This is a genomic window from Pseudomonas sp. JQ170C (genome assembly GCF_035581345.1).
Lineage (GTDB): Bacteria > Pseudomonadota > Gammaproteobacteria > Pseudomonadales > Pseudomonadaceae > Aquipseudomonas.
The window spans coordinates 4205994-4231939 of sequence record NZ_CP141608.1 but is presented as its reverse complement, the minus strand read 5'-3'; the positions used below and the strand labels follow the sequence as shown (position 1 = coordinate 4231939).

Below are 25946 nucleotides of genomic sequence, written 5' to 3'. Positions count from 1 at the left end.
CGCCAGGCATGCGGGATAATGCCCGGTCCATCCGTCACGAGCGTTTCCATGGCCACTGCCCCTTTCGATCCGGCCCAGCACCAAGCCAGCACGGTCTGCCTGCCCCCTGGCAACTGGGCGACTGTGCTCGATTGCCTGAGCGACCATTTCAAAGCCATTGGACGCGAGCAGTGGCTTGACCGTATTGCCCGCGGACGCGTGCTGGATGCCCAGGGTGAGCCGATCACGGTGACGCTGGCCTATAAGCCTGGGCTGCGCATCCATTATTTTCGCGAAGTGCCCAACGAGAAACCGATCCCGGTTGTAGAGCAGATCCTGCACGTCGATGAGCACCTGGTGGTCGCGGACAAACCTCACTTCCTGCCGGTCACCCCGACGGGCGAGTATGTCGAGCACACTTTGTTGCGCCGGCTGATCCGTCGCCTGGACAACCCCAACCTGGTGCCCCTGCACCGCATTGACCGGCACACCGCCGGGCTTGTGCTGTTCTCTGCCAATCCGCAGAGTCGCTCGGCCTATCAGTCGCTGTTCCCCAATCGCCAGATCGACAAGCGTTACCAGGCCATTGCCCGGGCGCTGCCTGAGCTTGAGTTTCCTCTGGTTCATAAAAGTCGCATGGTGAATGGCGAGCCGTTCTTTCGCATGCAGGAAGTGGAAGGGCAGAGCAACAGCGAGACCCTGGCCGAAGTACTGGAGAAGCACGGCGATCTCTGGCGTTACGGCTTGTCACCGGTCACCGGCAAGACCCATCAGTTGCGCGTACACATGACCGCGCTGGGGGCGAGTATCTGCAATGATCCGTTCTACCCACAGGTCATTCACCAGCCGGACGACTACAGCAAGCCGTTGAAGCTGCTGGCCCACAGCCTGCGCTTCACGGACCCGCTCAGTGGCGAAGAACGCTATTTTGAAAGTCGGCTGACGCTCGACTGGTAAGGCGGAAAACGGCGCGCCCGATACGGGGGCGCCGTTTTTTTTTAGCGGTTGAAGCGCTCTACCAACGAGTATTGGCTGGTGGCGGTGCGGGTCAGCTCTTCGCTGAGCAGCGCCGAATGCTGGGCCTGCTCGGAGGTCTGGTCCGCCAGCTCGGCGATGGTGCTGATGTTGCGGCTGATCTCGTCAGCCACCGCCGTCTGTTCTTCAGTCGCGGCGGCGATCTGGGTGGCCATGTCGGTGATGTTGGCCACCGCTTCGCTGATACCGACCAGTGCCTGGTCGGCTTCCATCACCCGCGCCACGCCTTCCTCCGCCTGACGATGACCGGCCTCCATGGTTTGCACGGCATTGGTGGCGGTCTGTTGCAGCTTGGCGATCAGGGTGTGGATCTGCCCGGTGGATTCGGCCGTGCGCTGGGCCAACTGGCGAACCTCATCGGCCACCACGGCAAAGCCTCGGCCCATCTCGCCGGCGCGGGCCGCTTCGATGGCCGCATTGAGTGCCAGCAGGTTGGTCTGATCGGCAATGCCTTTGATCACATCGACCACGCCACCGATCTCATCGCTGTCGCGGGCCAGTTGAGTCACGGTCAGGCCGGTTTCGCCCACGGCAGCCGACAGCCGCTGGATGGCATCACGGGTTTCGCCGGCGATGTCGCGCCCGCGGCCGGTCAGGCGATTGGCTTCCTGGGTGGCATCGGCCGTGCGCTGCACGTGATTGGCCACTTCCTGGGTGGTGGCGGCCATTTGATTGACGGCGGCAGCGACCTGTTCGGTCTCCACCCGCTGGCGCTCCAGGCCCGACGAGCTGTTGTGGGCCAGGGTATCGGATTGCCGCGCCTGTTCGTTGAGGTGCTCGGCGGTGTCCTGCAGGCGGGTCAGGCAGGTCTTCATCCGTGCATCCTGGCTGAGCATGGCCATTTCCAGGCGGGCCTGGACGCCACGGCTGTCGGTGTACATCTGCGCGATCAGCGGGTCGGAGGTGGTCTGTTCGGCCAGGCGCAGCAGGCGTTTGAGGCCGCGCTGCTGCCAGCCAAGGCCCAGCAGGCCCAGTGGCACCGACAAGGCTGCAGCCAGGGCGAAGCCCCAGGAGTGCCCCAGCCAGCTGCCGATCAGGAAGCCGACCTGGCTGACCAGAATGAACGGCAACCAGTCCTGCACCACCGGGAGCCATTTGTCGCGACGCGGAATTGCCGACTTGCCCTGGTTGATGCGCTGGTACAGGGCTTCACCCCGGCGGATCTGTTCGGCCGTGGGTTTGACCCGCACCGATTCAAAACCCACGACCTGGTTGTTCTCGAACACCGGCGTGACGTAGGCGTTGACCCAATAGTGGTCGCCGTTCTTGCACCGGTTCTTGACGATGCCCATCCATGGCAAGCCTTGCTTGAGCGTGGCCCACATGTGCGCAAACACGGCAGGCGGCACATCCGGGTGGCGCACCAGGTTGTGCGGTGCGCGCATCAGCTCCTCGCGGGAAAAACCGCTGATCTCGACGAAGGCATCGTTGCAATAGGTGATCACACCCTTGGCATCGGTGGTGGAGATCAAGCGTTGTTGAGCAGGGAAAGTCCGTTCGCGCTGGGTAATCGGCTGGTTGTTACGCATAAGCTGTTCAATCCGCAAGGCTTTCGAGGGGTATCGGCAGCGTGGAGGTTTTGTTGAATGAATATTTGCAGTTCGTCACGGCTTCAGCATGGGGTAGGTGAAGCCGACGAAGTGGCTCAGGTTGAGCGCAAAATGGCAAAGCACGGCGGCATACAGTCCACCCTGGCGATAGGCCAGGCCGTAGCCAAGCCCGGCCAGGGTTGCCAGCAGCATCCACGGCCAGCCGGCACCCAGGTGAGCAAGACCAAACAGGCCGCTGGCCAGCAGCAGCGCCAGGGTGCGGTTGTGCAGCAGGCGTTCAAGCCCGCCCTGGATGTACCCGCGAAACAGTAGCTCTTCGGTCAGGCTGACCAGTAGCAGATTATTCAGCGCCCAGATCCAGGTTTGCGTGGGCCATTTGGGTGCCCAGGCCACGATGCCCAGCAACCAGGCGCCGCCCAGGCATGCGGCGATGACCGCCGGCAGCGTCAGGGCCAGGCCAGTCATCGGGCGTTTGCCGACGGTACCCAGCACCCAGGGGCAGGCCAGCAGGAGCCAGACGCCGATCAGGGGTTTGTCCAGGTTCAGGTACATGGAAAACGGCAGGGCGCCCGCGCTGAAAACGGCCTGGTCGATCACCTTGGCGCCCTGGAAACCCGGAAGCCAGTGCAGGGCCAGGCCCAGTGCCAGCAGCAGGAACAGGGCGTGGCCGATCGACTGCAGCCACCTGGCGGATCGGTTCACCAGCAGTCCGGCCGCCGCCAGGGCGATCAGGCCTGGCACGGCAAGCAGGCCGAGGCTGCCGTACGCCAGTGCAACGGCGTAGCCCAGGCCGAGCATGGCCAGTCCGATTCCTTGCGCGACAAGCATGTAGATTCCCTTGGCAGTGAAGACCTGATGCATACGACTTACTGGGCGCCAACCAGGACACGTTCATCGGCCACGCCAAGGCCAGGGTGCGCCGCCGTTCTGGCCGGCGTCTCAACGAAAAGGCCCGGCCGCTGTGGGCCGGGCCGTTGCTTCAGGCCGCGATCAATTGCCGCAGTACATAGTGCAGGATGCCGCCTGCCTTGAAGTACTCCACCTCGTTGAGGGTATCGATGCGGCACAGCACCTCGATCTGTTCCTGGCGACCATCCGGGCGGGTGATCTTCAGGTTCAGCGGCATGTGAGGCCGGATGTGCACAGTGCTCAGGCCGAGGATGTCGATGCGTTCGCTACCGTCCAGGGCCAGGGTCTTGCGTGTCTGACCACTGATGAATTGCAGCGGCAACACACCCATGCCGACCAGGTTGGAGCGGTGGATACGCTCGAAGCTCTCGGCCAGCACCGCCTTGATCCCCAGCAGGTTAGTGCCCTTGGCCGCCCAGTCGCGACTGGAACCGGTGCCGTACTCCTGGCCTGCGATCACCACCAGTGGTGTGCCATCGGCCTGGTAGCGCATGGCTGCGTCATAGATCGCCATCTTCTCGCCGGTGGGCGCATACAAGGTGTTGCCACCTTCTTCGCCGCCGAGCATTTCGTTGCGGATGCGAATGTTGGCGAAAGTGCCGCGCATCATCACTTCGTGATTGCCGCGACGCGAGCCGTAGGAGTTGAAATCACGCGGTTCCACGCCCTTGTCGCGCAAGTAGCGGCCGGCGGGGCTGTCGGCCTTGATGTTGCCGGCCGGGGAAATGTGGTCGGTGGTCACCGAGTCGCCGAGCAAGGCCAGTACCCGGGCGCCGTGAATGTCCTCGATGTGCGGCAAGGGGCCGGTGATGTCATCGAAGAACGGCGGGTGCTGGATGTAGGTGGAGTCGTCCTGCCACACATAGGTCGCCGCCTGGGGCACTTCGATGGCTTGCCATTGGGCGTCGCCGGCGAAGACTTCGGCGTACTCCTTGTGGAACATCGCGGTGTTGACGCTGGCGACCGCCGCGGCGATTTCCTGCTGGCTCGGCCAGATATCGCGCAGGTACACGGGTTGCCCATGGGTGTCGGTGCCCAGCGGCTCGGTGGACAGGTCCAGGCGCACGCTGCCGGCCAGGGCATAGGCCACCACCAGCGGCGGCGAGGCTAGCCAGTTGGTTTTCACCAGCGGATGCACCCGGCCTTCAAAGTTGCGGTTGCCCGAGAGCACCGAGGCCACGGTGAGGTCGGCGCCGGTAATGGCTTTTTCGATGGCCTCGTCCAGCGGTCCGGAGTTGCCGATGCAGGTGGTGCAGCCGTAGCCGACCAGATCGAAACCCAGTTCATCCAGATAGGGCGTAAGGCCTGCAGCCTTGTAGTAGTCGGTCACCACCTTGGAGCCGGGGGCAAGTGAACTCTTGACCCAGGGTTTGCGCTTGAGGCCTTTTTCGACGGCTTTTTTCGCCACCAGGCCCGCGGCCATCATGACGCTGGGGTTGGAGGTGTTGGTGCAGGAGGTGATCGCCGCGATCACCACCGCGCCATCGCGCAGCAGGTGGCTTTGGCCTTCATGTTCATAACTGACTTCACCGGCCTGGTCGGCGTTGCCCACGGCCACACCGCCGCCGCCCTCACTTTCCAGGCGGCCCACTTCCTTGTTCGAGGCGCGCAGTTGCAGGCCGAGAAAAGTGTCGAACGCCTGGCTGACCTGGGACAGGGCGACCCGGTCCTGGGGCCGCTTGGGTCCGGCCAGGCTGGCTTCGACCTCGTGCATGTCCAGCGCCAGGGTGTCGGTGAACACCGGCTCCTGGCCGGGCAGGCGCCACAGGCCCTGCTCCTTGCAGTAGGCTTCGACCAGCTTGACGGTTGCCTCGGGGCGGCCCGACAGGCGCAAGTAGTCCAGGGTTACCTGGTCGACCGGGAAGAATCCGCAGGTGGCGCCGTACTCCGGGGCCATGTTGGCGATGGTGGCGCGGTCGGCCAGCGGCAGGTCGGCCAGGCCATCGCCGTAGAACTCGACGAATTTGCCGACCACGCCTTTCTTGCGCAGCATCTGGGTGACCGTCAGCACCAGGTCGGTGGCGGTGATGCCTTCACGCAATTTGCCGGTCAGTTTGAAACCGATGACTTCCGGAATCAGCATCGACACCGGCTGGCCGAGCATGGCGGCCTCCGCCTCGATACCGCCCACACCCCAGCCGAGTACGCCCAGTCCGTTGATCATGGTGGTGTGCGAGTCGGTGCCCACCAGGGTATCGGGGAAGGCGTAGGTGCGACCGTCTTCCTCGCGGGTCCAGACCGTGCGGCCAAGGTATTCCAGGTTGACCTGGTGACAGATGCCGGTGCCCGGTGGCACCACGCTGAAGTTGTCGAAGGCGTTCTGGCCCCAGCGCAGGAAGGCATAGCGTTCACCGTTGCGCTGCATCTCGATGTCGACGTTCTGGGCGAAGGCTTCCTGGCTGGCATAGCGGTCGACCATTACCGAGTGGTCGATGACCAGGTCCACCGGCGACAGCGGGTTGATCCGTTGCGGGTCGCCGCCGGCCCGGGCCATGGCCGCACGCATGGCGGCCAGGTCGACCACGGCCGGTACGCCGGTGAAGTCCTGCATCAGTACCCGCGCCGGGCGGTACTGGATCTCGCGGTCGGAGCGCCGCTCCTTGAGCCAGTCGGCCAGAGCGCCGAGGTCGTCGCGGGTGACGGTCTTGGCGTCTTCCCAGCGCAGCAGGTTTTCCAGCAGCACTTTCAGCGACATGGGCAGGCGTTGCAGATCGCCGAGGCTCTTGGCGGCTTCGGTCAGGCTGAAGTAGTGGTAGGCACGGTCGGCGACCGTCAAGGTCTTGAGGGTTTTCAGGCTATCGAGCGAGGGCATTTCCAACTCCTTCTGCGCCGGTGATCGGCAATCTTCCCTGCAGTCGCCGATTCACCGCCTCTGTGACGGTCCGCACGGCACGGACCTGGCTGAGCGGTCAGGTTAGCCCTGTTTGGCGGACCTGACCAAGTACTGGACCGGCGGGGCGTGTCGCCAGTTCCGAACTTCCTTTATCATTCGCCGATTTACCGGCGCTGTGCATTGCGCCCGGTCAGGGTTGGGGTGTTTGGCCGCCAACCGTTCTGGAGTGAAGATGAATACCCTGTTTATGCATTGCCGGCCCGGTTTCGAGGGCGAAGTGTGTTCCGAAATCGCCGACCATGCCGCGCGGTTGAACGTCGCCGGCTACGCCAAGGCCAAGCCGCAGAGTGCGTGTGCCGAATTCATCTGCAACGATGCCGAAGGCGCCGAGCGCTTGATGCGCGAGATGCGTTTCAGTCAGTTGATCTTCCCGCGGCAGTGGGCCCGTGGTGCCTTCATCGAGCTGCCGGAAACCGACAGGATCAGCGTTTTGCTGGAGTCCCTGGGCGACTACCCGGTGTGTGGCAGTCTGTGGCTGGAAGTCATGGATACCAACGACGGCAAGGAGCTTTCGACCTTCTGCCGCAAGTTCGAGGTGCCGTTGCGCAAGGCCCTGAGCAAGGCCGGGCGGCTGGTCGACGACCCGAGCAAGCCACGCTTGCTGCTGACCTTCGTCAGTGGGCGGCGGGTGTTTGTCGGCCTGGCGGCGGCGGACAACTCGGCGATGTGGCCGATGGGTATCCCGCGCCTGAAATTCCCCCGCGAGGCGCCGAGCCGCTCGACCCTGAAACTGGAAGAGGCCTGGCATCATTTCATTCCCCGTGATCAGTGGGACGCGCGGCTCTCGGATGACATGACCGGTGTCGACCTTGGGGCTGCGCCGGGCGGCTGGACGTACCAACTGGTCAAGCGCGGCATGTTGGTGACGGCCATTGATAACGGTCCGATGGCCGAGAGCCTGATGGATACCGGGCTGGTCCAGCACCTGATGGCGGATGGCTTTACCTACAAGCCCAAGCAGACGGTGGACTGGATGGTCTGCGACATCGTCGAGAAGCCGGCGCGCAGTGCGGCCCTGCTGGAAACCTGGTTGGGCGAAGGGTTGTGCCGTGAGGCGGTGGTCAACCTCAAGCTGCCGATGAAGCAGCGCTATGCCGAGGTGCGGCGCTTGCTGGAGCGGATCGAGGAGGGTTTCAAGGCCCGCAAGGTCAAGGTGTCGATCGGCTGCAAGCAGCTGTATCACGACCGTGAAGAGGTCACCTGCCACCTGCGCCGCCTGGACCTCAAGCCGCGGTAGGCACGGGCCTGCCCCGCGATGAGGCCGGCGAAGCCCGCGCAAATCGCGGGCTCCGCTGGTACCTGCCGACAACGTTGATTATTTCTGGAGTGCTACATGACTGACCTCACCCCCGACGCCGTGCTCGACGCCACCGGCCTCAACTGCCCAGAGCCTGTGATGATGCTGCACCAGCATGTGCGCGACCTGGCGGCTGGCGGCCTGCTCAAGGTCATTGCCACCGATCCGTCGACCCGTCGCGATATCCCCAAGTTCTGCGTGTTCCTGGGCCACGAGCTGGTCCAGCAGCAGGAAGATGCGGGCACCTACCTGTACTGGATCCGCAAAAAAGCCGACTAAGCCCGTTCAGCGCGGCGAATGTGCTTGCCGCTGCTGCGCGCCAGGCGAATCGACAGCATCAGCGCAGCGCAGGTCAGGCCGGCGATCAAGCCTTCCCACAAGCCGTTGGGGCCACTGGCCGGGCCGAAGTGCTCGGTCAGGCCCAGCAGGTAACCGACCGGCAGGCCGATACCCCAGTAAGCGAACAGGGTCAGGATCATGGTGACCCGGGTGTCCTGATAACCACGCAGGGCACCGGCGGCGATCACCTGGATCGCATCGGAGAACTGATACAGCGCGGCGTACACGATCAGCATCGAGGCAATCTGGATCACTGCCGTGTCCGGGGTATAGATCGAAGCAATCGGCTCGCGCATCAGCATGATCAGGCTCGCCGAGAGGCAGGCGAACACCAGCGCCGTGCCCAGCCCGACCAGGGCGGCGAAACGGGCCTGGCGAGGTTCACCCGCGCCAAGCGCCTGACCGACCCGCACTGTCACCGCCATCCCCAGTGAATACGGAATCATGAACAGCAGCGAGCTGATGTTCAGGGCAATCTGGTGCCCGGCCACCACGGTCGCGCCGAGGCTGCCAATCAACAGGGCAATCACGGCGAAGATGCTCGATTCGGCGAACACTGCAATACCGATGGGCAGGCCGACGCCCATCAAGCGCTTGATCACCGCCCACTGCGGGCGCTCGAAGCGCACCAGCACGCGGCTGTTCTGGTAGGCCGGGGCCCAGCGACTCCAGCCGGCCATGCTCAAAGCCATGAACCACATGACAATGCCACTGGCCCAGCCGCATCCGACGCCGCCCAGTGCCGGCAGGCCGAAGTGCCCATAGATCAGCACGTAGTTCAGCGGAATGTTCAGCAGCAGGCCCAGCAGGCCGATGACCATGCTCGGGCGGGTGTGGCCCAGGCCATCGCTGTAGCAGCGCAGCACGTAATAGAGAGCAATGCCGGGGAAACCGAAGGCGATGCCTTGCAGATAGCCCATGCTCGGCTCGATCAACTGCGGGTCAACCTTCATGACGTGCAGGACGGGTTCGGCACTGATCAGCAATCCGCTGGCAATCAGCCCGACAAACAACGCCAGCCACAGGGCCTGGCGCACCAGTGGGCCGATTTCGGCATGCTGGCCGGCGCCAAAGCGCTGGGCGACCTTGGGTGTGGTGGCCAGCAGGATGCCGGTCATCAATAGAAACACAGGAATCCAGATCGAGTTGCCCAGTGCCACGGCGGCTAGGTCGCGTGGGCTCACGCGTCCGGCCATGACGGCGTCGACAAAGCCCATGGCCGTGGTGGCAAGTTGCGCGATGATGATGGGTGTTGCCAGCAGCAACAGGCCACGCAGTTCGGTACGTATTCGTGTGGTGCGGGGCGGGGGAGGAGGGAGGGTGTTGGCGGTCATCGATGTCACAAGGCAGGCGTCCACAAGAAAGTTGCACAGGACAGCGTAGTGTACGCGTTGACGCATGGGTCAGGAAACACGCTGGTCGGCGATCCACCTTGCTGGATTAGCCTCGGTCAAGCGCCTACACTGCGCACCCCGATAGGAGAGCGCCATGCTGATTGTTGCCGACGAGAATATCCCGCTGCTCGATTCCTTTTTTGCAGGTTTTGGCGAGATCCGCCGCTATCCCGGACGCGCCATTGACGCAGCCTGCGTGAAAGACGCCGATGTTCTGCTGGTGCGCTCGGTGACCCGTGTCGATCAGGCATTGCTTGAAGGCAGCAAGGTGCGCTTTGTCGGCACTTGTACCATCGGCACCGACCACTTGGCCCTGGATTACTTTGTCCAGGCCGGCATCCACTGGTCCAGCGCTCCGGGCTGCAACGCGCGCGGGGTGGTGGACTATGTACTGGGCAGCCTGCTGACCCTGGCCGAACTCGATGGTGCCGAACTGCCGCGCCGTACCTATGGCGTGGTCGGCGCCGGTGAGGTGGGGGGGCGTCTGGTGGACGTGTTGCGCGGCCTGGGTTGGAACGTGCTGGTCTGCGATCCGCCGCGCCAGGCCCGTGAAGGCGGTGATTACGTCAGCCTGGAGCGGATTCTCGCTGACTGCGATGTGATCAGCCTGCACACCCCGTTGACCCGTGGGGGCGAGCACGCCACCTGGCACCTGCTGGGTGCCGAGCAACTGGCGGGTGTGCGCCCAGGCACCTGGCTGATCAACGCCAGCCGAGGCCCGGTCATCGATAACGAGGCGCTGCGCGAGCTGCTGCTGGAGCGCGAAGACGTGCTGGCCGTGCTGGATGTCTGGGAGGGAGAGCCGCAGGTAGATCTGGAGCTGGCCGACCTCTGTGTGCTGGCCACGCCGCACATTGCCGGCTACAGCCTGGACGGCAAGCAGCGCGGTACCGCACAGATCTATCAGGCGTTCTGTGCCTGGCGCGGTGAGCCGGCTTCGGTGCAATTGGCCGACCTGCTGCCGCAACCCTGGCTGGCCGAGATTGGCCTGCAGGCCGAAACCGATCCGGCGTGGGCCTTGGCCACCCTGTGCCGCGCCGTGTACGACCCACGCCGCGACGATGCGGATTTTCGTCGCAGCCTGAGCAGTGATCCGGCCGAGCAAAAAGCGGCGTTCGATGCACTGCGCAAGCACTACCCTGCTCGTCGCGAGATCGAGGGCCTTACCGTGCGCTTGCACGGCGACGCGCCGCAACTGGCGCAGATGGTCCGTGCCCTGGGTGGCGTGCTGGTCTGAATTGCAGGCAACAAAAACCCGGCGTTTACGCCGGGTTCAAGAATCTGGGTGGGTCAGTCTTTCTTGGCGGGTTCTTTGCGGCTTTGCTCCAGCTTCTCGCAGGCTTGCTGGATCATCTCTTCGGTGATCGTGATCTCTTTACCATGTTGGTCAATGATCGATCCACCTACCGGCGCCTGTGGATTAGGCGTGGTTTTCTGCTGCGTGGTACTACCTTGTTGCAAGCCCATTTCCCGTCTCCTCATCAGGTTGCAAGCTCAGACTAGGTGCGCTTCGTGACCGGGCTGTGACAGCCTCTTCGGTGATCACTGTACGACGCTTCCAGTCCACCAGAATCCTGACTAAACCTCCAGCAGTACTTTAGAACGAAACGGTCTAGCCACTTTCAAGGCGGACCTTAAAGGTTCGCATGCCCTGGTCCGGATCCGACGGCCTCGCTTGCCACGAGTTCCTTGGCGCAAGACGAGCGGTCAGGTGTAGGCTGGGCGAAATTGTTGATCAGCGGCCCTTTCATGTTCAATCGCATTACTTCCCGCCAGCGCCAGGCGCTGCGCCTGGGCTGGCACTTTATTCGTCCTTATCGCAAGCAGGCGCTGGTGGCCTTGCTGGCGCTGGTGGTCACTGCGGGGATCACCCTGTCCCTGGGGCAGGGCATACGCCTGATGGTCGATCAGGGCTTCATGACCCGCTCGCCGCAGCTGCTCCAGCAGTCCATCGGCTTTTTCCTGGTGCTGGTGCTGGCACTGGCAATCGGTACCTTCAGCCGTTTTTATCTGGTGTCGTGGATCGGCGAACGCTGCGTGGCAGATATCCGCCAGCAGGTGTTCGATCACCTGATCTACCTGCATCCCGGCTTCTTCGAGCGTAACCGCAGTTCGGAGATCCAGTCGCGCCTGACCGCCGACACCACCTTGTTGCAATCGGTGATCGGCTCGTCGCTGTCGCTGTTCCTGCGCAATGCCCTGATGGTGCTGGGCGGGATCGTCTTGTTGTTTATCACCAACCCCAAGCTCACCAGCATCGTGGTGCTGGCCTTGCCGCTGGTGCTGGCGCCGATCCTGATCTTCGGGCGGCGGGTTCGCGCGCTGTCGCGTCAGAGCCAGGACCGCGTGGCCGATGTGGGCAGCTACGTGGCCGAAACCCTGGGGCAGATCAAGACCGTGCAGGCCTACAACCACCAGGCGCAGGACCAGCAGCGTTTCGGCAGCACCGTGGAGGCGGCCTTCAGCGTTGCACGCAAGCGCATCTTGCAACGCGCCTGGCTGATTACCCTGGTGATCGTGCTGGTGCTCGGCGCCGTTGGCGTGATGCTCTGGGTCGGCGGCATGGATGTGATCGCCGGGCGGATATCGGCAGGGGAGCTGGCGGCCTTCGTTTTCTACAGCCTGATCGTCGGCAGTGCCTTCGGCACCCTGAGCGAAGTGATTGGCGAACTGCAGCGCGCTGCCGGGGCGGCTGAGCGGATTGCAGAGCTGCTGGCGGCGCGCAGCGAAATCACCGCTCCGGCAGAGAGGCTGGAGCACACGCCTGCCCGGGTGAGCGGCCGACTCGAGCTGCAGAACCTGCACTTTGCCTACCCGTCGCGGCCGGAGACTGCAGCCGTCGATGGCTTGAGCCTCAGCGTGGAGCCGGGAGAAACCGTGGCCCTGGTCGGGCCTTCCGGGGCGGGCAAGTCAACCTTGTTCGATCTGTTGCTGCGTTTTTACGATCCTCAGCAAGGCCGCATCCTGCTGGATGGCCAGGACCTGAGCCGGCTCGAACCCCAGGACCTGCGCAGGCACTTTGCCCTGGTGGCGCAGAACCCGGCGCTGTTCTTCGGCACCGTGGAGGAGAACATTCGCTACGGGCGCCCCGATGCCACACCCGAGCAGGTGCAGGCTGCTGCGCGCAGTGCCCACGCCCATGAATTCATCCTGCAACTGCCCCAGGGCTATCAAACCCATTTGGGCGATGCTGGCCTGGGATTGTCCGGTGGCCAGCGCCAGCGCCTGGCGATTGCCCGGGCCTTGCTGGTGGATGCGCCGATACTGCTGCTCGACGAGGCCACCAGTGCCCTGGATGCCCAGAGCGAGCACTTGATCCAGCAGGCACTGCCGGCCTTGATGGGCGGGCGCACCACGCTGGTGATCGCCCATCGCCTGGCCACCATCCAGCATGCCGACCGCATTGCGGTCATCGACCAGGGGCGGCTGGTGGCGGTCGGCACTCACCGTCAGCTGATTGCCGAAAGCCCGTTGTACGCCCGGCTGGCGGCCCTGCAGTTCAACGTCGTTACGGATTTGTGACAAGGTTCCACGGGCTGTCACATTTCTGTAGCAATCCCCTGAGAGTATCTGCCCTAGCTGTTGCGTAACGCTCGAACTTGGCTGCTATCGAACGATGGCAGCTTTTTTTTCGCCTGTAGCAACGCTACGCGAACGAGGACAGGGATGTCATTGCCTCGTCGATGCCAGGTTGCGTCGCTCCCTCTTTTTCTTGTACCGAGATTCCTTTCGATGTTGCGTAAATCCCTCAGAGTGCAAATCCTTGCGTTACTCGGTGGCAGCCTGTTGGCGATACTGCTGATCGCGCTGGTCTGCTTTCAATTGCTGTCGTCCAGTGTGCGTGGGTACGGGCAGTTGATTGACGGGCCGCTGCAGGCCTCACAGTTGATCGATGAGGCCAATCTGCAGTTCAAGGTTCAGGTCCAGGAATGGAAAAACGTGCTGTTGCGCGGCAAGCAGCCGGCCGAGCGGGATAAATACTGGCAGCAGTTTCTCGCCCGTGAGCAGCAGGTGCAGCGCATTCTCGAGCAGTTGATCCAGGGTAGCGATGCAACGCTCAAGGCGCGCGCCGAGCAATTGAAGGCAAGCCACCGCGAGCTTGGGCAGGCCTATGAGCGCGGGCGCCAGGCGTTTCTTGCCGCTGGCGGCGATCCCGTGGCCGGCGATCAGGCCGTCAAGGGCGTGGACCGCGCCGCCAGTGAGCAAATGAGCGCGCTGGTCACCCAATTGCGCAGCGATGCCCAGGCGCGCGCCCAAGCGATCAGTCAGTCGGCAGAACGGACCGTGTGGCTGGGGCTGCTGGTGATGTTCGGCTCGGCATTGCTGGTCGGCTTGTTCAGCCTGTGGCTGGTAAATCGCAGCCTGATCGAGCCGATCCGGGGCTTGATCGACTATGTCGCGCAGCTGAGCCAGGGGCGCTTCGAGGCGCGCGTTCCCAGCAACCGCCAGGACGAGCTGGGCCGTTTGGCGGTCGCGGCCAATACCCTGCGGGATTTTCTCGCCGATACCATCACTCGCTTGCAGAACAATGCCGGTGAGCTGGAAGCCGCCAGCGGCGAATTGCGTACCCTGGCCGGCAGCATGGCCCGCGGCACCGATGACCAGTTTCAGCGCACCGACCAGGTGGCCACGGCGATGCATGAAATGTCCGCCACGGCCCAGGAAGTTGCGCGTCATGCCGCAGAAGCGGCGAGTGCGGCCGATGACGCCGATCACAGTGCCCAGGCCGGTGAGCAGGTGATGCAGGCCACCATCGCCACCATCGCTACGGTGAATCAGGAAATCGCCGGCACGGCGGCGGTGATTCGCCACCTTGAGTCGGACAGCGCCCGGATCGGCAAGGTACTGGAGGTGATCCGCGGGATTGCCGAGCAAACCAACCTGCTGGCGCTCAATGCCGCCATCGAGGCGGCGCGGGCAGGGGAGGCGGGGCGCGGCTTTGCCGTGGTCGCCGACGAGGTGCGCAGCCTGGCCCAGCGCACGGCGGCCTCGATTGCTGAAATCAACCAGATCATCAGCGCGGTGCAGTCCGGCGCCCTGGAGGCGGTCAAGGCCATCGAAAGTGGTCAGCAGCGTAGCGAGGAAGGTGCCGAGCAGGTTCAGCACGCCGGACAGATGCTGCAGCGCATTACTGTGGCCGTAGAAGCCATTCGCGACATGAGCCGGCAGATAGCCACCGCCGCTGAAGAGCAAACCAGTGTCGCGGAAGACATTTCCCGCAATCTGGAGGCAATCACCCATATCGCCACCGCCAACCAGCAAGCTGTGCAGCATACCGAGCAGGCGGGGCACCGGTTGCATGGCTTGTCGGGGCAGTTGGGCGAAGTGACGGCGCGGTTAAGTGCCTGACCAGGCAGGGGGAAATCCGCCACATCAGCGGCGCTGAGGCTGAGGGTGTGGCGGAATGTCGCCAGTAAAACCGTTAAATATGGGGTGCGACGACGCGTCCTAGCTATTAGCCCTTGGTATTGCAGAAGTTGGCCTGTTTTGTGCTTAAAGGCGAGCAGGCCTATGCCTCGCAAACACCCGGCGGCCGTCTTTACAGCCAACCGTCAGGGTGACGACCGTTCCCGATCCATCGAACAACCCCAGCCGCCAACCCTAGCGCGTGCCTTCAGGCCGGTTGCCTGAATGCCGGGCCCAGCTAAGCTTTGGTCTGCGCGAGCGACAACAAGAATCCGGGCGTGCACAACGGGACCAGCGGTCATTGCCAATTACTTCACCTCAATTGGATTGAATTATGAAAAAAATCCTGCTGACGCTCCTGTGCCTGAGTGTCATTGGCTGCTCCAAGCCCAGCGAGCCCGAGAAAACCGTAGACGTGCTGTTGATCGGCGGCGGCATCATGAGTGCAAGCCTGGGTACCTACCTCAATGAGCTGGAGCCGGGCTGGTCGATCGACATCTACGAGCGCCTGGACAAGGTCGCCGAAGAGAGCTCCAACGCCTGGAACAACGCCGGTACCGGCCACTCCGCGTTCTGCGAGCTGAACTACACCAGCGAAGGTGCCGACGGCAAGATCGACATCAGCAAGGCGGTCGGGGTCAACGAGCAGTTCGAGATCTCCAAGCAGTTCTGGGCCTACCAGGTCGAGCAGAATGTGCTGAGCAACCCGAAATCGTTCATCAACAACGTTCCACACATGAGCTTCGTCTGGGGCGAGAAGAACGTCGAGTTCCTCAAGAAGCGCCATGAAGCCCTGCAGCACAGCTCGCTGTTCCGCGGCATGGAATACTCCGAAGACCACGCCCAGATCCAGAAGTGGGTACCGGTCGTGATGGAAGGCCGTGCTGCCGACCAGAAGATCGCCGCAACCCGCATGTCGATTGGTACCGACGTCAACTTCGGCGAGATCACTCGCCAGATGATTGCCTCGCTGACCAAGCACGACAACGTCAAGCTGCACGTGCAGCACGAAGTGCGCGACATCGTGCGCAATGCCGACAACACCTGGACCGTGGTCGTTGCAGACCTGGCCAACAAGGGTGTGGAGCGCAGCGTGAAGGCCAAGTTCGTCTTCATCGGTGCCGGTGGTGGCGCCCTGAAACTGCTGCAGAAGTCGGGCATTCCCGAGGCTGAGGGCTACGCAGGCTTCCCGGTCGGCGGCCAGTTCCTGATGACCGACAACCAGGACATCGTTTCCCGCCACAAGGCCAAGCTGTACGGCAAGGCTTCGGTTGGCGCGCCGCCGATGTCCGTTCCGCACCTGGACACCCGTGTGATCGACGGCAAGGAAGTATTGCTGTTCGGCCCGTTCGCCACGTTCTCCACCAAGTTCCTGAAGAACGGTTCGCTGCTGGACATGTTCGCGGCGCTGACCACGCACAACATCCTGCCGATGACGCATGCGGGGATCGACAACATCGACCTGAGCACCTACCTGATGGGTCAACTGATGCTCAGCTTCGAAGACCGCATGGATGCCTTGCGCGAGTACTACCCGAACGCCAAGGACCAAGACTGGAAGCTGCTGCAGGCCGGTCAACGCGTTCAAGTCATCAAGAAGGACCCGGTTCACGGTGGTGTGCTGCAGTTCGGTACTGAAGTCGTCGCGTCCCAGGACGGCACCATCGCCGCGCTGCTGGGTGCATCGCCAGGTGCGTCGACCGCCGCACCGATCATGCTGACCGTGCTGGAGAAGACCTACAAGGATCGCATCAAGACTCCTGAGTGGCAGGCCAAGCTCAAGGAGATCGTTCCTACCTACGGTCAGAAGCTCAACAACAACCTTGAGCTGACCAACAAGACCCGTGAATGGAGCAGCTCGCGCCTGGGTCTGCTGTATGTTCCGGTGCTGCCGGAAGGTGCTGCTGCGGTACAGGCTGAGCCTGCGCTGTAAGCATTGCTGCGGTAGATACGAACAACCCCCTGCATAGGGGGTTGTTTTGTTTCCGGGCTATGAAAGCATCGCGGGGCGCTATCAGTGACGCTTCTTGCGATGGTCATCCGCCAGGTTGTTGCCCAGTGCGCCGCCCGCCGCGCCACCCAGGCCAGCGCCAATGGTGGCGCCGGTTTTGCCGCCGAGCTTGTTGCCTACCAGCGAGCCACCGGCCGAACCCAGGCCGCCACCAATGGCTGCCTTGGTCTTGTTGCCTTTCTTCGCGGCCATGGCGCTGCCTGTGGCACCGCCGACACCGGCACCGATCGCTGCACCGGTGCTGCCGCCGAGCTTCTGCCCGACCAGGTTACCCAGTGCACCACCCAGGCCACCGCCAATAGCAGTCTGGCCATCGCCAGCCACGGCGCCTTGTGCGCACAGCAGGCCCAGGGTCAGGGCGGCAAGAGTCTTACGCATGTGAATCAACCTCAATGTTCAAAAAGGCGCGCATTCTGCTGGCCCCGTCGCCGCGGCGCAATGCTGGCCAGTGCAGTTTGTAGGATGGCAGGCACGAAAAAGCCCGCATCAAGGCGGGCTTTTCGTTGAGTGATCTGGTCGGAGAGACAGGATTCGAACCTGCGGCCTTCTCGTCCCGAACGAGACGCGCTACCTGGCTGCGCTACACTCCGACGGAGAAAATATTACTCAAAACTTTCTCCCGGGCAAGCCCCCTTCAGGAGGCTCGGCGCAGGTCTCAGAGGTCCTTGACGGTACGCACCTGGTCCTTGTTGATGCGGGTGTGCTTGCCATCAAGTTGTTCGAATTCGTAGAAGCCCGACTCATCATCGTACTGCGGGGTGTCGACTGCCTGGATTTCTCGTCCGTCATTGAGGGTAATGACGGTAGGTGATGCACAGCCGGCCAGGGTGCCCAGACCCAGGGCGAGCAGGAAGGCAGGAAGGGTCCGCTTGATCATGGTGTTTCTCCAGTTAAGGATGGTACGTATTGTTTGTTCAGACGCAGGGTGGCTGCGCAAGTTCCTTGTAGATTGCAGCATAGCGGTTGCCATCCGACATCGACGGGCAAAAAATCCTGCGAGGGGCTGTGATATAAATCCGTTCCATATTCCCCATCACTCATGGATTCAAGGTCTGATGAAAGCCAAGGCAGATACCCCTTTCGTACCGCTGAACATTGCGGTGTTGACGGTCAGCGACACCCGTACCCTGGACACCGACACGTCGGGCCAGATGTTTGTCGATCGACTCACCGAAGCGGGCCATGGCCTTGCCGCACGGGTGTTGCTCAAGGACGACCTGTACAAGATTCGCGCCCAGGTGGCGACCTGGATTGCCGATGAGCAGGTGCAGGTGGTGTTGATCACCGGCGGTACCGGCTTCACCGGTCGCGACAGCACCCCGGAGGCGGTCGCTTGCCTGCTCGACAAGCAGGTCGAAGGTTTTGGCGAGCTGTTCCGCCATATCTCCGTTGCCGACATCGGCACTTCCACCGTGCAGTCCCGTGCCCTGGCCGGGCTGGCCAACGGCACGCTGGTCTGCTGCTTGCCAGGCTCAACCAATGCCGTGCGCACCGGTTGGGACGGAATCCTCGGTGAGCAGTTGGACGCCCGTCACCGCCCTTGCAACTTCGTCACCCACTTGAAGCAGGCCGAACCCTGCGCAACTCGTGGCTGAGGCGCCTGTGAACAGAGCCTTGATGCCGGTCGAAGAAGCCCTGGCGCAGTTGCTGGCCCTTGCTGAAACAGCGCCAATTGTCGAGGTCGAGCAGGTGGCGTTGGCGGATGCCGAAGGCCGGGTACTGGCCGAGGAGCTGGTCGCAGGACTGGACCTGCCGCCCTGGCCGAACAGCGCCATGGACGGTTATGCCCTGCGTCTTGCCGATTGGCAGGGCGAGCCGTTGCCGGTCAGCCAGCGAATTTTCGCCGGGCACGCCCCGCAGCCACTGGAGCCGGGTACCTGTGCGCGGATCTTCACGGGCGCGCCACTGCCGCCAGGCGCCGACTGCGTCGAGATGCAGGAAAACGCCGAGGTCCAGGCTGATCAACGGATCCGTTTCGCCGAGTCGCTACGCGTCGGCCAGAATATCCGCCCGCAAGGTCAGGAAGCTCGCAAGGGTGAGTCGGTTCTGGCTGCTGGCACGCGCCTGGGGCCAATCGAGTTGGGCCTGGCTGCGACGCTTGGTTTTGCCGAACTCACCGTGGTGCGCAGGGTCAAGGTCGCCGTGCTGTCCACGGGCGATGAGCTGGTCGAGCCGGGCTTGCCGCTGGGGGCGGGGCAGATCTACAACAGCAACCGGCGCTTGCTGGTCAGCTGGCTGCAGCGCCTGGGCTGCGAAGTGGTCGATGCCGGGATCCTTGCCGATGATATGCAGAAAACCCGCGATTGCCTGGCCGGTTTGCAGCATGTCGACCTGATCCTCTCGACCGGGGGCGTTTCGGTTGGCGAGGCTGATTACCTGGGGCTCGCGCTGCGCGAAGCCGGCGAGATTGCGCTGTGGAAACTGGCGATCAAGCCCGGCAAGCCCTTGACCTTTGGTCATTACAACGGTGTGCCGGTTATCGGCTTGCCGGGGAACCCGGCCTCGACGCTGGTGACCTTCGGGCTGCTGACTCGGCCGTATCTGCTGCGCCGTCAGGGGGTGGTCGATGTGACACCGCTGCAGTTTGCCGTGCCTGCAGGTTTCGACTGGCCAGTTGCCGGCAACCGCAGGGAGTACCTGCGAGCGCGGCTGGAGCAGGGCCAGGCGCTGATCTACAAGAACCAGAACTCGGGCGTACTGCGCAGCGCCGCATGGGCCGAGGGCTTGGTGGAGGTCCGTGAAGGCACTACACCGGCCAGGGGCGACACTGTGCAGTTCATTCCCTTAAGCGAGCTACTCGGCTGAGCGGCTGAGCAGGGCGTTGGTGTCCGGTTCCGCAAGTACGGGCGCGCGCTGGCCCAGGCGCGCATGTACGCTCTCGAGCTGGGCGGCTGCAATGCTCCAGTCATGGCGATCGTTGACGAACTGGCGCGCTGCCCCTGACAGCTGGCGCATGCGCCAGGGCTGGTTGAGCAACTGGGTGATCAGCAGGGCCAGTTGATCAGGGTCATCGCTGCCCAGGTAATGCTCGCCCAGCGTTACCTGCAATCCAGACACCCCCTTGAGCGTCGTGACGACGGGCAACCCTGCCGCCATGGCCTCCAGCACTTTGATTTTCGAGCCGCCGCCATAGCGCTGCGGGGCGAAGAAAATTGCCGAATGCCGCTGCAGTTCGCGCAGATCAGGCAGGTATCCCACCCATTCGATCCGCGGATCGTTCCAGCGAGACTTCCAGCTTTCTGGCAGGCCATACCCGACTACGGCCAGGCGCACTGCCGGATTGCTCTGCCAGACCTGCGGCAGAATGTCTTCGAGCGCCCACTCAACCGCTTCCAGGCTTGCGCCATGCTCGAAGTTGCCGACAAACAACAGCCGCTGGCTGTGCGGGCAGGGGTGAATGTCGCGAAAGTGCGCGCAGTCGACCCCGTTGATCACCAGCGATGCCGGGTTGCCGGTCAGCTGGCGGATGTGTTCGACATCGGTGGGGCTCACCGCGACCACTTCGTGGGCCTGGTTCAGCACGCGGCTTTCCCAGTGCCGATAGCGCCAGCGGTCGAAAGCATTGAAGGGGCGCAGCCACAGCGGCAGGCGGTCATGGCAGGCATCGCCGGCCGTCGATTCAATGGTGTGTTCGCTGAGCACGAAGGGCAGGCCGCGGGCCTGCAAGGCCCTTTCAAACGGCTGGAAGCTGTAACTGTGTTCGATCTGGATCACATCCCAGTGTTCGTCCAGCAGGTGCTCGAAGCAGTGGCGCAGGTGCGGTGCGAGGCCGTTGACGCTGGCACGCATGGGGTAGCCGACATACAGCGCCGCCAGGACATTCAGTGGGCTGTGCAAAGGTCGCCTGGGCAGTACGATCAGCCGTTCGAGCAGGGGCTCAAGCGCCTGGCGCGCGGCTTCGCTGGGAGGGATTTTCGATTGCACCAGCAAGGTGATCTGGTGACCGCGCTGCGCCAGGCTGCGCAGCAAATGATATTGCCGGGATTTACCGCCGCTGGTGGTCGGCCAGGGCAGGTAGGGCAGTGTCCAGAGTACGCGCATGACCCCTTCCTCTATTGCCGGGCCGGTGACGACATGCAGACAACAAGGACGCGCCCGGGATGTCAGCCGATGGCTGGCTCCCTGGCGCGTCCGTAGCTATCAGTAAAGCGCACGATGTCGTCCTCGCCCAGATATTCGCCACTGTGTACTTCGATCATGATCCGGTTGATCGCGTCGGTTTTTTAATGTGTCAAAAGTCAATAAAATGACGGAATTTTTCTCTGTATTAAGTATGGCCAATATTTTGTCGAATGTTGCGTCTAGATGACCATAGTTACAATGTGGCCGATGTAAAGGCCTGGGAATTTTTCGTTACATGGCCAGCCGGATGTGCAGCATTAGCCGATGCCTCGTTGTCGACATACGCTTGAGGCTTCTTAAAACGTGTGGGGGAAGACGATGGCGCAGCGCAAGGCTTTGATGATCCTGCATGGCAAGCAGGCCATGAACGAACAGGTACGCGCGGCCGTTGTCGCCCAGCGTGAACGTGGCTGGCAGCTGGATGTGCGAGTGACGTGGGAGGGGGGCGATGCCGCTCGTCTGGTCGAAGAGGCCTTGGCCGGCGGGTATGGCCACCTGGTGGCGGGCGGGGGGGATGGCACCCTGCGTGATGTCGCCGAAGCCATGGCCCGGGCCCGTACCCAGGCCAGTCTGGTGCTCTTGCCCCTGGGGACCGCCAATGACTTCGCCCGCGCCGCCGGCGTGCCACTTGAACCTGAGGAGGCGTTGGCATTGCTGGAGGTGCCCGCCACAGCCATCGACCTGGGGCAGGTCGGTGAGCAGGTGTTTCTCAACATGGCCACGGGCGGCTTTGGGAGTCAGGTCACGGCCAATACGTCTGAAGACCTGAAGAAGGTTTTGGGCGCCGCGGCCTATCTGTTCACCGGCTTGTCCCGTTTCAGCGAGCTCAGTGCGGCTTCGGTGGAATTGCACGGCCCGGATTTTCAATGGCGAGGTGACCTGCTGGCGCTAGGCATTGGCAACGGCCGGCAGGCAGGGGGTGGACACGTGCTGTGCCCCGAGGCGCAGGTGGATGATGGGCTGCTGGATATCAGCATTCTGCCGGCCCCGCAGGAAATGGTCAGTACCTTGCGCAACCTGCTCAGCGATGGCCTGGGCCTTGAAAACCTGTTTGTGCGGGCGCGCCTGCCCTGGGTCGAGATCAAGAGTTCGCAAGGCCTGGACATCAACCTGGACGGTGAGCCACTGCAGAGTGACAGCTTGCGTTTTGAGGTGTTGGCATCGGCGTTGCGGGTACACCTGCCGGCCGGGTCGCCGTTACTCAGTCGTCGAGGCTGATGATCTGTTCGCGTACGGCGAACAGGACCAGGCCTGCAACGTCGTAGATCTGCAGGCGTTTCATGATCTGTGAGCGGTGGGTCTCTACCGTCTTGATGCTCAACCCCAGCCCCTGGGCAATTTCGCGGGTGGACTTGCCGCGCACGATCAGGCGCAGGATTTCCAGCTGGCGTGCCGTCAAATTGTGGTTTTCGGAGGCGGGGGGCTTGCTGGTCTGGGCGCGCAGCAGGGCCTGGTTGATCACGGTATGCGCAATCGCCGGGCTCAGGTAGCGCTCGTTGCTGCGCAGCGCCGCCAGCGCCTGTTCCAGCTCGGTGGCCGTGGTGTCCTTGAGCAGATAGCCATGGGCGCCGCTTTCCAGGGCCTGCATGATCAGTTCGGGGTCGGTGTGCATCGACAGGATTAGCACCTTGCTACGACAGCCGCTGGCGCGCAGGCAACTGAGGGCTTGCAGGCCGCTGGTCGAGCGCATGGAGATGTCCAATAGCACGATATCCGGGTCCAGTTGCTCGACCAGCTCGATGACCTGGCTGCCATCGTCACCCTCGCCAACCACTGTATATCCGGGGATGTCCGACACCAGGGCGCGAACGCCGGCGCGAATCAGTGAGTGGTCGTCCACCAGCAGCAATTTACAGGTCATGGGGCGGTACTTGTCTTGGCGCGTTCGAGGGTGCGGGGTGGCCAGGGAAACAGCGCCTGGATCCGGGTGCCTTGGCCTGGCTGGCTGCAGACCGACAGTTTGCCACCGAGCAGGCTGGCTCGCTCGGCCATGCCGGCCATGCCGCGCTGCCCTTCGTCGGCGGGGTTGCTGGCGGGTGTAAACCCCTGGCCATCATCGTTGATCGTCAATGACAGGCCTTCGGGCAGGCGCTGGATACCTACCCGCAGATTACCGGCGCGTGCATGGCGCAGCATGTTGGTCACCGCTTCCTGGGTGATGCGAAAGGCTGCGATGGCCATATCCTCGGGAACGCCGCCCAGGCGCTGGCGGCACTCCAGGCTCCAATTGACGTTGGTATTCTCCAGGGTTCGCAGCAAGTGTGCGCGTAAACTGGCTTCCAGCCCCAGGCTGGCAAGTTGGCGAGGGTTGAGGATGGCCGAGACGTCGCGCACGTTGGCCAGGGTGTCATCCAGCGTGCTGAGCAGGGTGCTGCATTGCGCCTGCAGCTCGTCCGGCGCGCGCCGCTGCAGCCAACCGGCCTGGAGTTTGGCTGCAGTCAGCAACTGACCGATTTCATCGTGAAGTTCGCGGCTAAGGCGTTGGCGCTCGTTCTCCTGGACCTTGAGCAGGCGATCGGCAAGTTCGGCCGGACGCAGGGCAATCGTGCGGGCCCAGTGGCGCAGGTGGCAGCCAATGCTCAACATCGCGACCGTGTGCAGTGCCATCACGCCGGCAGTCATCGGTTGGCCGGCCAGGTACAGCACCAGGTTGGCGATGATCGAGGCCAGGCACAGAAGCGCGGTCGACCAGCGCAACAGGGCGGCCCCGGGACGCCAGTGCGTGAATGTCTTGAGGCTTGTGAGCATAGGAAATGAAGCCACTGAAATTTCGCTGTCGAAGTCTTGCAAGGGCCAAGCTAGAGGCGTTGCCGTATTGCCTTCAATAATAGTTGACGGTCGTTACCGGGCGCGTTGATGAATGCTTGTGGCAAGTGAAGTAATCGAAAAGAGCGTTCAGCCCAAGTGTAAAAGTCATTCGGCGGTGCGCATGGTAACACTTCATCTACAAATGGTCGCGGACTCCTGTAACTGTCTGAATCATCAGGTTTTACGGGCCGGTATGGGCGTTCCGGGACGCACAAGGGTCTAGCACTTTGCCATCAGCTAAAAGCGCTAGAAACTTTTACAAGATGAATTAAATCAGCAGTTTCGCCAGCGTGGAGAAGTGATCGGCGTGCAGTGAAAGTTCTACCTTAATATGCGGCGCACATAACGGTGAACTGCACGACGCAAATAGCGTACTAATGTCACTTAGTTGACCGTAGTTGAGCGCTCGATGGCCATTTTGGGCGCCTGGGCAGGGTGCTCGCAGGGGCTCATGTCCAGGGTGCAGGACGCGCAGGCTTGGGGTGGGTGCAGGGCGGTTGCCAGGTTGTCGAGCAGCACCACTTGCTCTTCGGTGTCCAGGTTCAGGCGCCCGGTACGCGGATCGACCAGCTCCAATTGCCAGGCCAGCAGCGTCAAACAGTCTTGAATCGCCGTGAGCGCACCTTCGGGCAGGTGTACCGGTGCCTGCGCAGACGCCAGCAACTGCTGCAGTTGTCTGCAGTAGCCGGCCACTTCCAGCAATTCCAGCCCTTGGGCACGGGCGACCAGGGTGGCGAGCGTGTCGTTCAGGCAGTGGCAGGCATCCGGATCGTTGTCGATCAGTTCCAGGTGCTGCAGGCATTCTTCGGCCTTGGTCAGCAGGACCTGGGCATCGACCAGGAAATCCTGCAGGGCGCTGCTGTTCAGTGAGTCGATAGTCATCATTTGCCTCCAGCACACAGGGCTGGAGCAAGGGTTGGCGACAATGCGGCGATCGCTGACAAAAGCCTGACTCCGTTCATGCAATGAGAATGGTGTCACATTAATGGCTAATGGAAAGCGCGAACATCAGGTCTCGCCCGATTGTCACTAGGGGTTTCCCTGATGGGGTGTTTTGAACGCGACCCTTTGGAGGCAATCGCGACAGGGTGGGAGTGAGCGCAGTAAAGCATGATGGTAAAATGACATCAATGCTCGACGACGCATTTTCTTCTGGGGTCAAGCTGCGTGCGATCTGGCCGATACAGGGCCATTGGATTCATTCTTTTTTTGAACACGCCTGGGGATTCTTCAATGGCTGGCATTCTCGACACCGTAGACCAAAGAACGCAGCTGGTAGGTGAGAACCGACTGGAAATCCTGATGTTTCGCCTGGCTGGCCGTCAGTTGTTCGCGATCAACGTGTTCAAGGTCCAGGAGGTGCTGCAGATGCCCAAGCTGACCTTGATGCCGCAACGGCACCCCTTCGTGTGCGGCGTGGTCAACCTGCGCGGGCAGACCTTGCCGGTGATCGATCTTTCGCAGGCCATCGGCATGCGTCCGATTGCTCCCGGTCCAGGCAGCACCATCATCGTCACCGAGTACAACCGCTCGGTGCAGGCGTTCCTGGTGGGTGGGGTGGACCGTATCGTCAACATGAACTGGGAGGCCATCATGCCGCCGCCTTCCAGTGCCGGTCGCCAGCATTACCTGACGGCAATCAGCAAGGTCGACGATCAGTTGGTAGAGATCATCGACGTCGAAAAAGTGCTGGCCGAAATCGTGCCATACAACGCCAGGGTCTCCCGTGAAAAACTCGAGGATCCGGTGATGGCCCGTGCCCGTGGCCGTGAGGTGCTGCTGGTGGATGATTCTTCCGTCGCCCTGGCCCAGTTGCGCGATACCTTGTCCCAGCTGGGTGTGAAGATGCACGTTGCCAGTGATGGTCTCAAGGCGCTGCGTCTGCTCAAGGGCTGGGCGGATGCCGGGGAGAATGTTTGCGAAAAGCTGCTGATGGTCTTCACCGATGCCGAGATGCCGGAAATGGACGGCTATCGCCTGACCACCGAGATTCGCAGCGACGCACGCCTGCGTTCGTTGTACGTGGTGCTGCACACGTCGCTGTCCGGCAGCTTCAACGAGTCGATGGTGAAAAAGGTCGGCTGTGACAACTTCCTCTCCAAGTTCCAGCCCGACAAGCTGGTCGATGTGGTGCGCCAGCGCCTGATGCTGGATGAAGTGACGGTCTGAGTCGGTATAAGCTAGGCCTCCGACCCTCAAGCAA

Annotated in this window: 22 protein-coding genes, 1 tRNA gene and 2 pseudogenes; 12 read left to right on the top strand and 13 right to left on the bottom strand. The window is 62.6% G+C overall.

The features are described from left to right. Nucleotides 1-48: 48 nt before the first annotated feature. Nucleotides 49-936 (top strand): pseudouridine synthase, encoded by an 888-nt coding sequence (locus U9R80_RS19195; RefSeq protein WP_301841683.1) that lies wholly within the window; start codon nt 49-51, stop codon nt 934-936. A 41-nt stretch (nt 937-977) separates the two neighbouring features. Here the strand turns inward: U9R80_RS19195 and U9R80_RS19190 are convergent, their stop codons facing one another. The 3 genes from U9R80_RS19190 to acnA all read right to left on the bottom strand — a co-directional run bounded on the left by U9R80_RS19190 (nt 978) and on the right by acnA (nt 6285). Continuing rightward, complete coding sequence (locus U9R80_RS19190; RefSeq protein ID WP_301841682.1) at nt 978-2543, bottom strand: methyl-accepting chemotaxis protein; 1566 nt, start codon at nt 2541-2543, stop codon at nt 978-980. A gap of 75 nt (nt 2544-2618) precedes the next feature. Then, complete coding sequence (locus U9R80_RS19185; RefSeq protein WP_301841681.1) at nt 2619-3392, bottom strand: CPBP family intramembrane glutamic endopeptidase; 774 nt, start codon at nt 3390-3392, stop codon at nt 2619-2621. A gap of 151 nt (nt 3393-3543) precedes the next feature. Then, nucleotides 3544-6285 carry an aconitate hydratase AcnA gene (gene acnA, locus U9R80_RS19180; protein WP_301841680.1) on the bottom strand — a complete coding sequence of 914 codons (2742 nt, stop codon included), beginning with the start codon at nt 6283-6285 and terminating at the stop codon, nt 3544-3546. 253 nt (nt 6286-6538) lie between these two features. Here acnA and rlmM point away from each other — a divergent pair, with 253 nt between their 5' ends. Both rlmM and tusA read left to right on the top strand, forming a co-directional pair. Next, on the top strand, nt 6539-7603 hold the full coding sequence (gene rlmM, locus U9R80_RS19175; RefSeq protein WP_301841679.1) for a 23S rRNA (cytidine(2498)-2'-O)-methyltransferase RlmM: 1065 nt from the start codon (nt 6539-6541) through the stop codon (nt 7601-7603). Between the two features lie 96 nt (nt 7604-7699). Next, nucleotides 7700-7942, top strand: coding sequence for a sulfurtransferase TusA (gene tusA / locus U9R80_RS19170; protein ID WP_301841678.1), 243 nt, complete (start codon nt 7700-7702; stop codon nt 7940-7942). On the opposite strand, the gene U9R80_RS19165 is transcribed toward tusA, so the two are convergent. Further along, nucleotides 7939-9336: an MATE family efflux transporter gene (locus U9R80_RS19165; RefSeq protein WP_301841677.1), complete on the bottom strand. Its 1398-nt coding sequence runs from the start codon at nt 9334-9336 to the stop codon at nt 7939-7941. The two genes, tusA and U9R80_RS19165, sit on opposite strands and share 4 nt — an antisense overlap. A gap of 154 nt (nt 9337-9490) precedes the next feature. Here U9R80_RS19165 and pdxB point away from each other — a divergent pair, with 154 nt between their 5' ends. Continuing rightward, complete coding sequence (gene pdxB / locus U9R80_RS19160; RefSeq protein WP_301841675.1) at nt 9491-10633, top strand: 4-phosphoerythronate dehydrogenase PdxB; 1143 nt, start codon at nt 9491-9493, stop codon at nt 10631-10633. A gap of 53 nt (nt 10634-10686) precedes the next feature. Here pdxB and U9R80_RS19155 read toward each other — a convergent pair whose 3' ends face one another. Further along, a complete protein-coding gene (locus tag U9R80_RS19155; RefSeq protein ID WP_301841674.1) occupies nt 10687-10863 on the bottom strand; it encodes a PA1571 family protein in 177 nt (58 codons plus the stop codon). A 282-nt stretch (nt 10864-11145) separates the two neighbouring features. Here U9R80_RS19155 and U9R80_RS19150 point away from each other — a divergent pair, with 282 nt between their 5' ends. The 4 genes and pseudogenes from U9R80_RS19150 (at nt 11146) to mqo (ending at nt 16735) form a co-directional block, all read left to right on the top strand. After that, a complete protein-coding gene (locus tag U9R80_RS19150; protein WP_301841672.1) occupies nt 11146-12918 on the top strand; it encodes an ABC transporter transmembrane domain-containing protein in 1773 nt (590 codons plus the stop codon). Nucleotides 12919-13062: 144 nt separating this feature from the next. Continuing rightward, a pseudogene (locus tag U9R80_RS27400) lies at nt 13063-13812 on the top strand (methyl-accepting chemotaxis protein); the annotation flags it as partial. Nucleotides 13813-13977: 165 nt separating this feature from the next. Continuing rightward, nucleotides 13978-14745: a methyl-accepting chemotaxis protein gene (locus tag U9R80_RS27395; RefSeq protein WP_442964984.1), complete on the top strand. Its 768-nt coding sequence runs from the start codon at nt 13978-13980 to the stop codon at nt 14743-14745. A gap of 391 nt (nt 14746-15136) precedes the next feature. After that, nucleotides 15137-16735, top strand: a complete 1599-nt coding sequence (gene mqo, locus U9R80_RS19140; protein WP_301841669.1) for a malate dehydrogenase (quinone) — start codon at nt 15137-15139, stop codon at nt 16733-16735. An 81-nt stretch (nt 16736-16816) separates the two neighbouring features. Here the strand turns inward: mqo and U9R80_RS19135 are convergent, their stop codons facing one another. The 3 genes from U9R80_RS19135 to U9R80_RS19125 all read right to left on the bottom strand — a co-directional run bounded on the left by U9R80_RS19135 (nt 16817) and on the right by U9R80_RS19125 (nt 17690). Beyond that, nucleotides 16817-17191, bottom strand: coding sequence for a glycine zipper domain-containing protein (locus U9R80_RS19135; protein ID WP_301841668.1), 375 nt, complete (start codon nt 17189-17191; stop codon nt 16817-16819). Between the two features lie 135 nt (nt 17192-17326). Then, nucleotides 17327-17403, bottom strand: a tRNA-Pro gene (locus U9R80_RS19130). A 65-nt stretch (nt 17404-17468) separates the two neighbouring features. Continuing rightward, the gene (locus U9R80_RS19125; RefSeq protein WP_301841667.1) at nt 17469-17690 is read right to left on the bottom strand and encodes a YgdI/YgdR family lipoprotein; all 222 of its coding nucleotides are present in this window, start codon (nt 17688-17690) and stop codon (nt 17469-17471) included. A 178-nt stretch (nt 17691-17868) separates the two neighbouring features. Here U9R80_RS19125 and moaB point away from each other — a divergent pair, with 178 nt between their 5' ends. Together moaB and U9R80_RS19115 are read left to right on the top strand one after the other, a co-directional pair. After that, entirely contained in the window at nt 17869-18408 is a 540-nt protein-coding gene (gene moaB / locus U9R80_RS19120; protein ID WP_301841666.1) for a molybdenum cofactor biosynthesis protein B, read from the top strand. A gap of 22 nt (nt 18409-18430) precedes the next feature. Then, nucleotides 18431-19618 carry a molybdopterin molybdotransferase MoeA gene (locus U9R80_RS19115; protein ID WP_301841757.1) on the top strand — a complete coding sequence of 396 codons (1188 nt, stop codon included), beginning with the start codon at nt 18431-18433 and terminating at the stop codon, nt 19616-19618. Here the strand turns inward: U9R80_RS19115 and U9R80_RS19110 are convergent. Both U9R80_RS19110 and U9R80_RS19105 read right to left on the bottom strand, forming a co-directional pair. Continuing rightward, nucleotides 19607-20854, bottom strand: coding sequence for a glycosyltransferase family 4 protein (locus tag U9R80_RS19110; protein ID WP_301841664.1), 1248 nt, complete (start codon nt 20852-20854; stop codon nt 19607-19609). The genes U9R80_RS19115 and U9R80_RS19110 overlap by 12 nt on opposite strands. Nucleotides 20855-20916: 62 nt before the next feature. After that, nucleotides 20917-21024 (bottom strand): annotated as a pseudogene (locus U9R80_RS19105) (hypothetical protein); the annotation flags it as partial. 229 nt (nt 21025-21253) lie between these two features. Here U9R80_RS19105 and yegS point away from each other — a divergent pair. Beyond that, complete coding sequence (gene yegS, locus U9R80_RS19100; protein WP_301841662.1) at nt 21254-22153, top strand: lipid kinase YegS; 900 nt, start codon at nt 21254-21256, stop codon at nt 22151-22153. Here yegS and U9R80_RS19095 read toward each other — a convergent pair. From U9R80_RS19095 to U9R80_RS19085, 3 genes are all read right to left on the bottom strand, one after another. Further along, nucleotides 22137-22796, bottom strand: a complete 660-nt coding sequence (locus U9R80_RS19095; protein WP_301841660.1) for a response regulator — start codon at nt 22794-22796, stop codon at nt 22137-22139. The two genes, yegS and U9R80_RS19095, sit on opposite strands and share 17 nt — an antisense overlap. Then, nucleotides 22793-23683 (bottom strand): sensor histidine kinase, encoded by an 891-nt coding sequence (locus U9R80_RS19090; RefSeq protein ID WP_301841756.1) that lies wholly within the window; start codon nt 23681-23683, stop codon nt 22793-22795. The genes U9R80_RS19095 and U9R80_RS19090 overlap by 4 nt, the downstream gene beginning before the upstream one ends. Nucleotides 23684-24127: 444 nt before the next feature. Next, nucleotides 24128-24625 (bottom strand): histidine kinase, encoded by a 498-nt coding sequence (locus U9R80_RS19085; protein WP_301841659.1) that lies wholly within the window; start codon nt 24623-24625, stop codon nt 24128-24130. A 351-nt stretch (nt 24626-24976) separates the two neighbouring features. Between U9R80_RS19085 and U9R80_RS19080 the strand changes: the two genes are divergently transcribed. Continuing rightward, entirely contained in the window at nt 24977-25912 is a 936-nt protein-coding gene (locus U9R80_RS19080) for a chemotaxis protein CheV (protein WP_301841658.1), read from the top strand. Nucleotides 25913-25946 lie beyond the last annotated feature (34 nt).

Bases quoted from the DNA above. Each gene is read 5' to 3' on its own strand.
- U9R80_RS19195 (WP_301841683.1), top strand. From the start codon at position 49: ATGGCCACTGCCCCTTTCGATCCGGCCCAGCACCAAGCCAGCACGGTC.
- U9R80_RS19190 (WP_301841682.1), bottom strand. From the start codon at position 2,543: ATGCGTAACAACCAGCCGATTACCCAGCGCGAACGGACTTTCCCTGCT.
- U9R80_RS19185 (WP_301841681.1), bottom strand. From the start codon at position 3,392: ATGCTTGTCGCGCAAGGAATCGGACTGGCCATGCTCGGCCTGGGCTAC.
- acnA (WP_301841680.1), bottom strand. From the start codon at position 6,285: ATGCCCTCGCTCGATAGCCTGAAAACCCTCAAGACCTTGACGGTCGCC.
- rlmM (WP_301841679.1), top strand. From the start codon at position 6,539: ATGAATACCCTGTTTATGCATTGCCGGCCCGGTTTCGAGGGCGAAGTG.
- tusA (WP_301841678.1), top strand. From the start codon at position 7,700: ATGACTGACCTCACCCCCGACGCCGTGCTCGACGCCACCGGCCTCAAC.
- U9R80_RS19165 (WP_301841677.1), bottom strand. From the start codon at position 9,336: ATGACCGCCAACACCCTCCCTCCTCCCCCGCCCCGCACCACACGAATA.
- pdxB (WP_301841675.1), top strand. From the start codon at position 9,491: ATGCTGATTGTTGCCGACGAGAATATCCCGCTGCTCGATTCCTTTTTT.
- U9R80_RS19155 (WP_301841674.1), bottom strand. From the start codon at position 10,863: ATGGGCTTGCAACAAGGTAGTACCACGCAGCAGAAAACCACGCCTAAT.
- U9R80_RS19150 (WP_301841672.1), top strand. From the start codon at position 11,146: ATGTTCAATCGCATTACTTCCCGCCAGCGCCAGGCGCTGCGCCTGGGC.
- U9R80_RS27395 (WP_442964984.1), top strand. From the start codon at position 13,978: ATGGCCCGCGGCACCGATGACCAGTTTCAGCGCACCGACCAGGTGGCC.
- mqo (WP_301841669.1), top strand. From the start codon at position 15,137: ATGAAAAAAATCCTGCTGACGCTCCTGTGCCTGAGTGTCATTGGCTGC.
- U9R80_RS19135 (WP_301841668.1), bottom strand. From the start codon at position 17,191: ATGCGTAAGACTCTTGCCGCCCTGACCCTGGGCCTGCTGTGCGCACAA.
- U9R80_RS19125 (WP_301841667.1), bottom strand. From the start codon at position 17,690: ATGATCAAGCGGACCCTTCCTGCCTTCCTGCTCGCCCTGGGTCTGGGC.
- moaB (WP_301841666.1), top strand. From the start codon at position 17,869: ATGAAAGCCAAGGCAGATACCCCTTTCGTACCGCTGAACATTGCGGTG.
- U9R80_RS19115 (WP_301841757.1), top strand. From the start codon at position 18,431: ATGCCGGTCGAAGAAGCCCTGGCGCAGTTGCTGGCCCTTGCTGAAACA.
- U9R80_RS19110 (WP_301841664.1), bottom strand. From the start codon at position 20,854: ATGCGCGTACTCTGGACACTGCCCTACCTGCCCTGGCCGACCACCAGC.
- yegS (WP_301841662.1), top strand. From the start codon at position 21,254: ATGGCGCAGCGCAAGGCTTTGATGATCCTGCATGGCAAGCAGGCCATG.
- U9R80_RS19095 (WP_301841660.1), bottom strand. From the start codon at position 22,796: ATGACCTGTAAATTGCTGCTGGTGGACGACCACTCACTGATTCGCGCC.
- U9R80_RS19090 (WP_301841756.1), bottom strand. From the start codon at position 23,683: ATGCTCACAAGCCTCAAGACATTCACGCACTGGCGTCCCGGGGCCGCC.
- U9R80_RS19085 (WP_301841659.1), bottom strand. From the start codon at position 24,625: ATGACTATCGACTCACTGAACAGCAGCGCCCTGCAGGATTTCCTGGTC.
- U9R80_RS19080 (WP_301841658.1), top strand. From the start codon at position 24,977: ATGGCTGGCATTCTCGACACCGTAGACCAAAGAACGCAGCTGGTAGGT.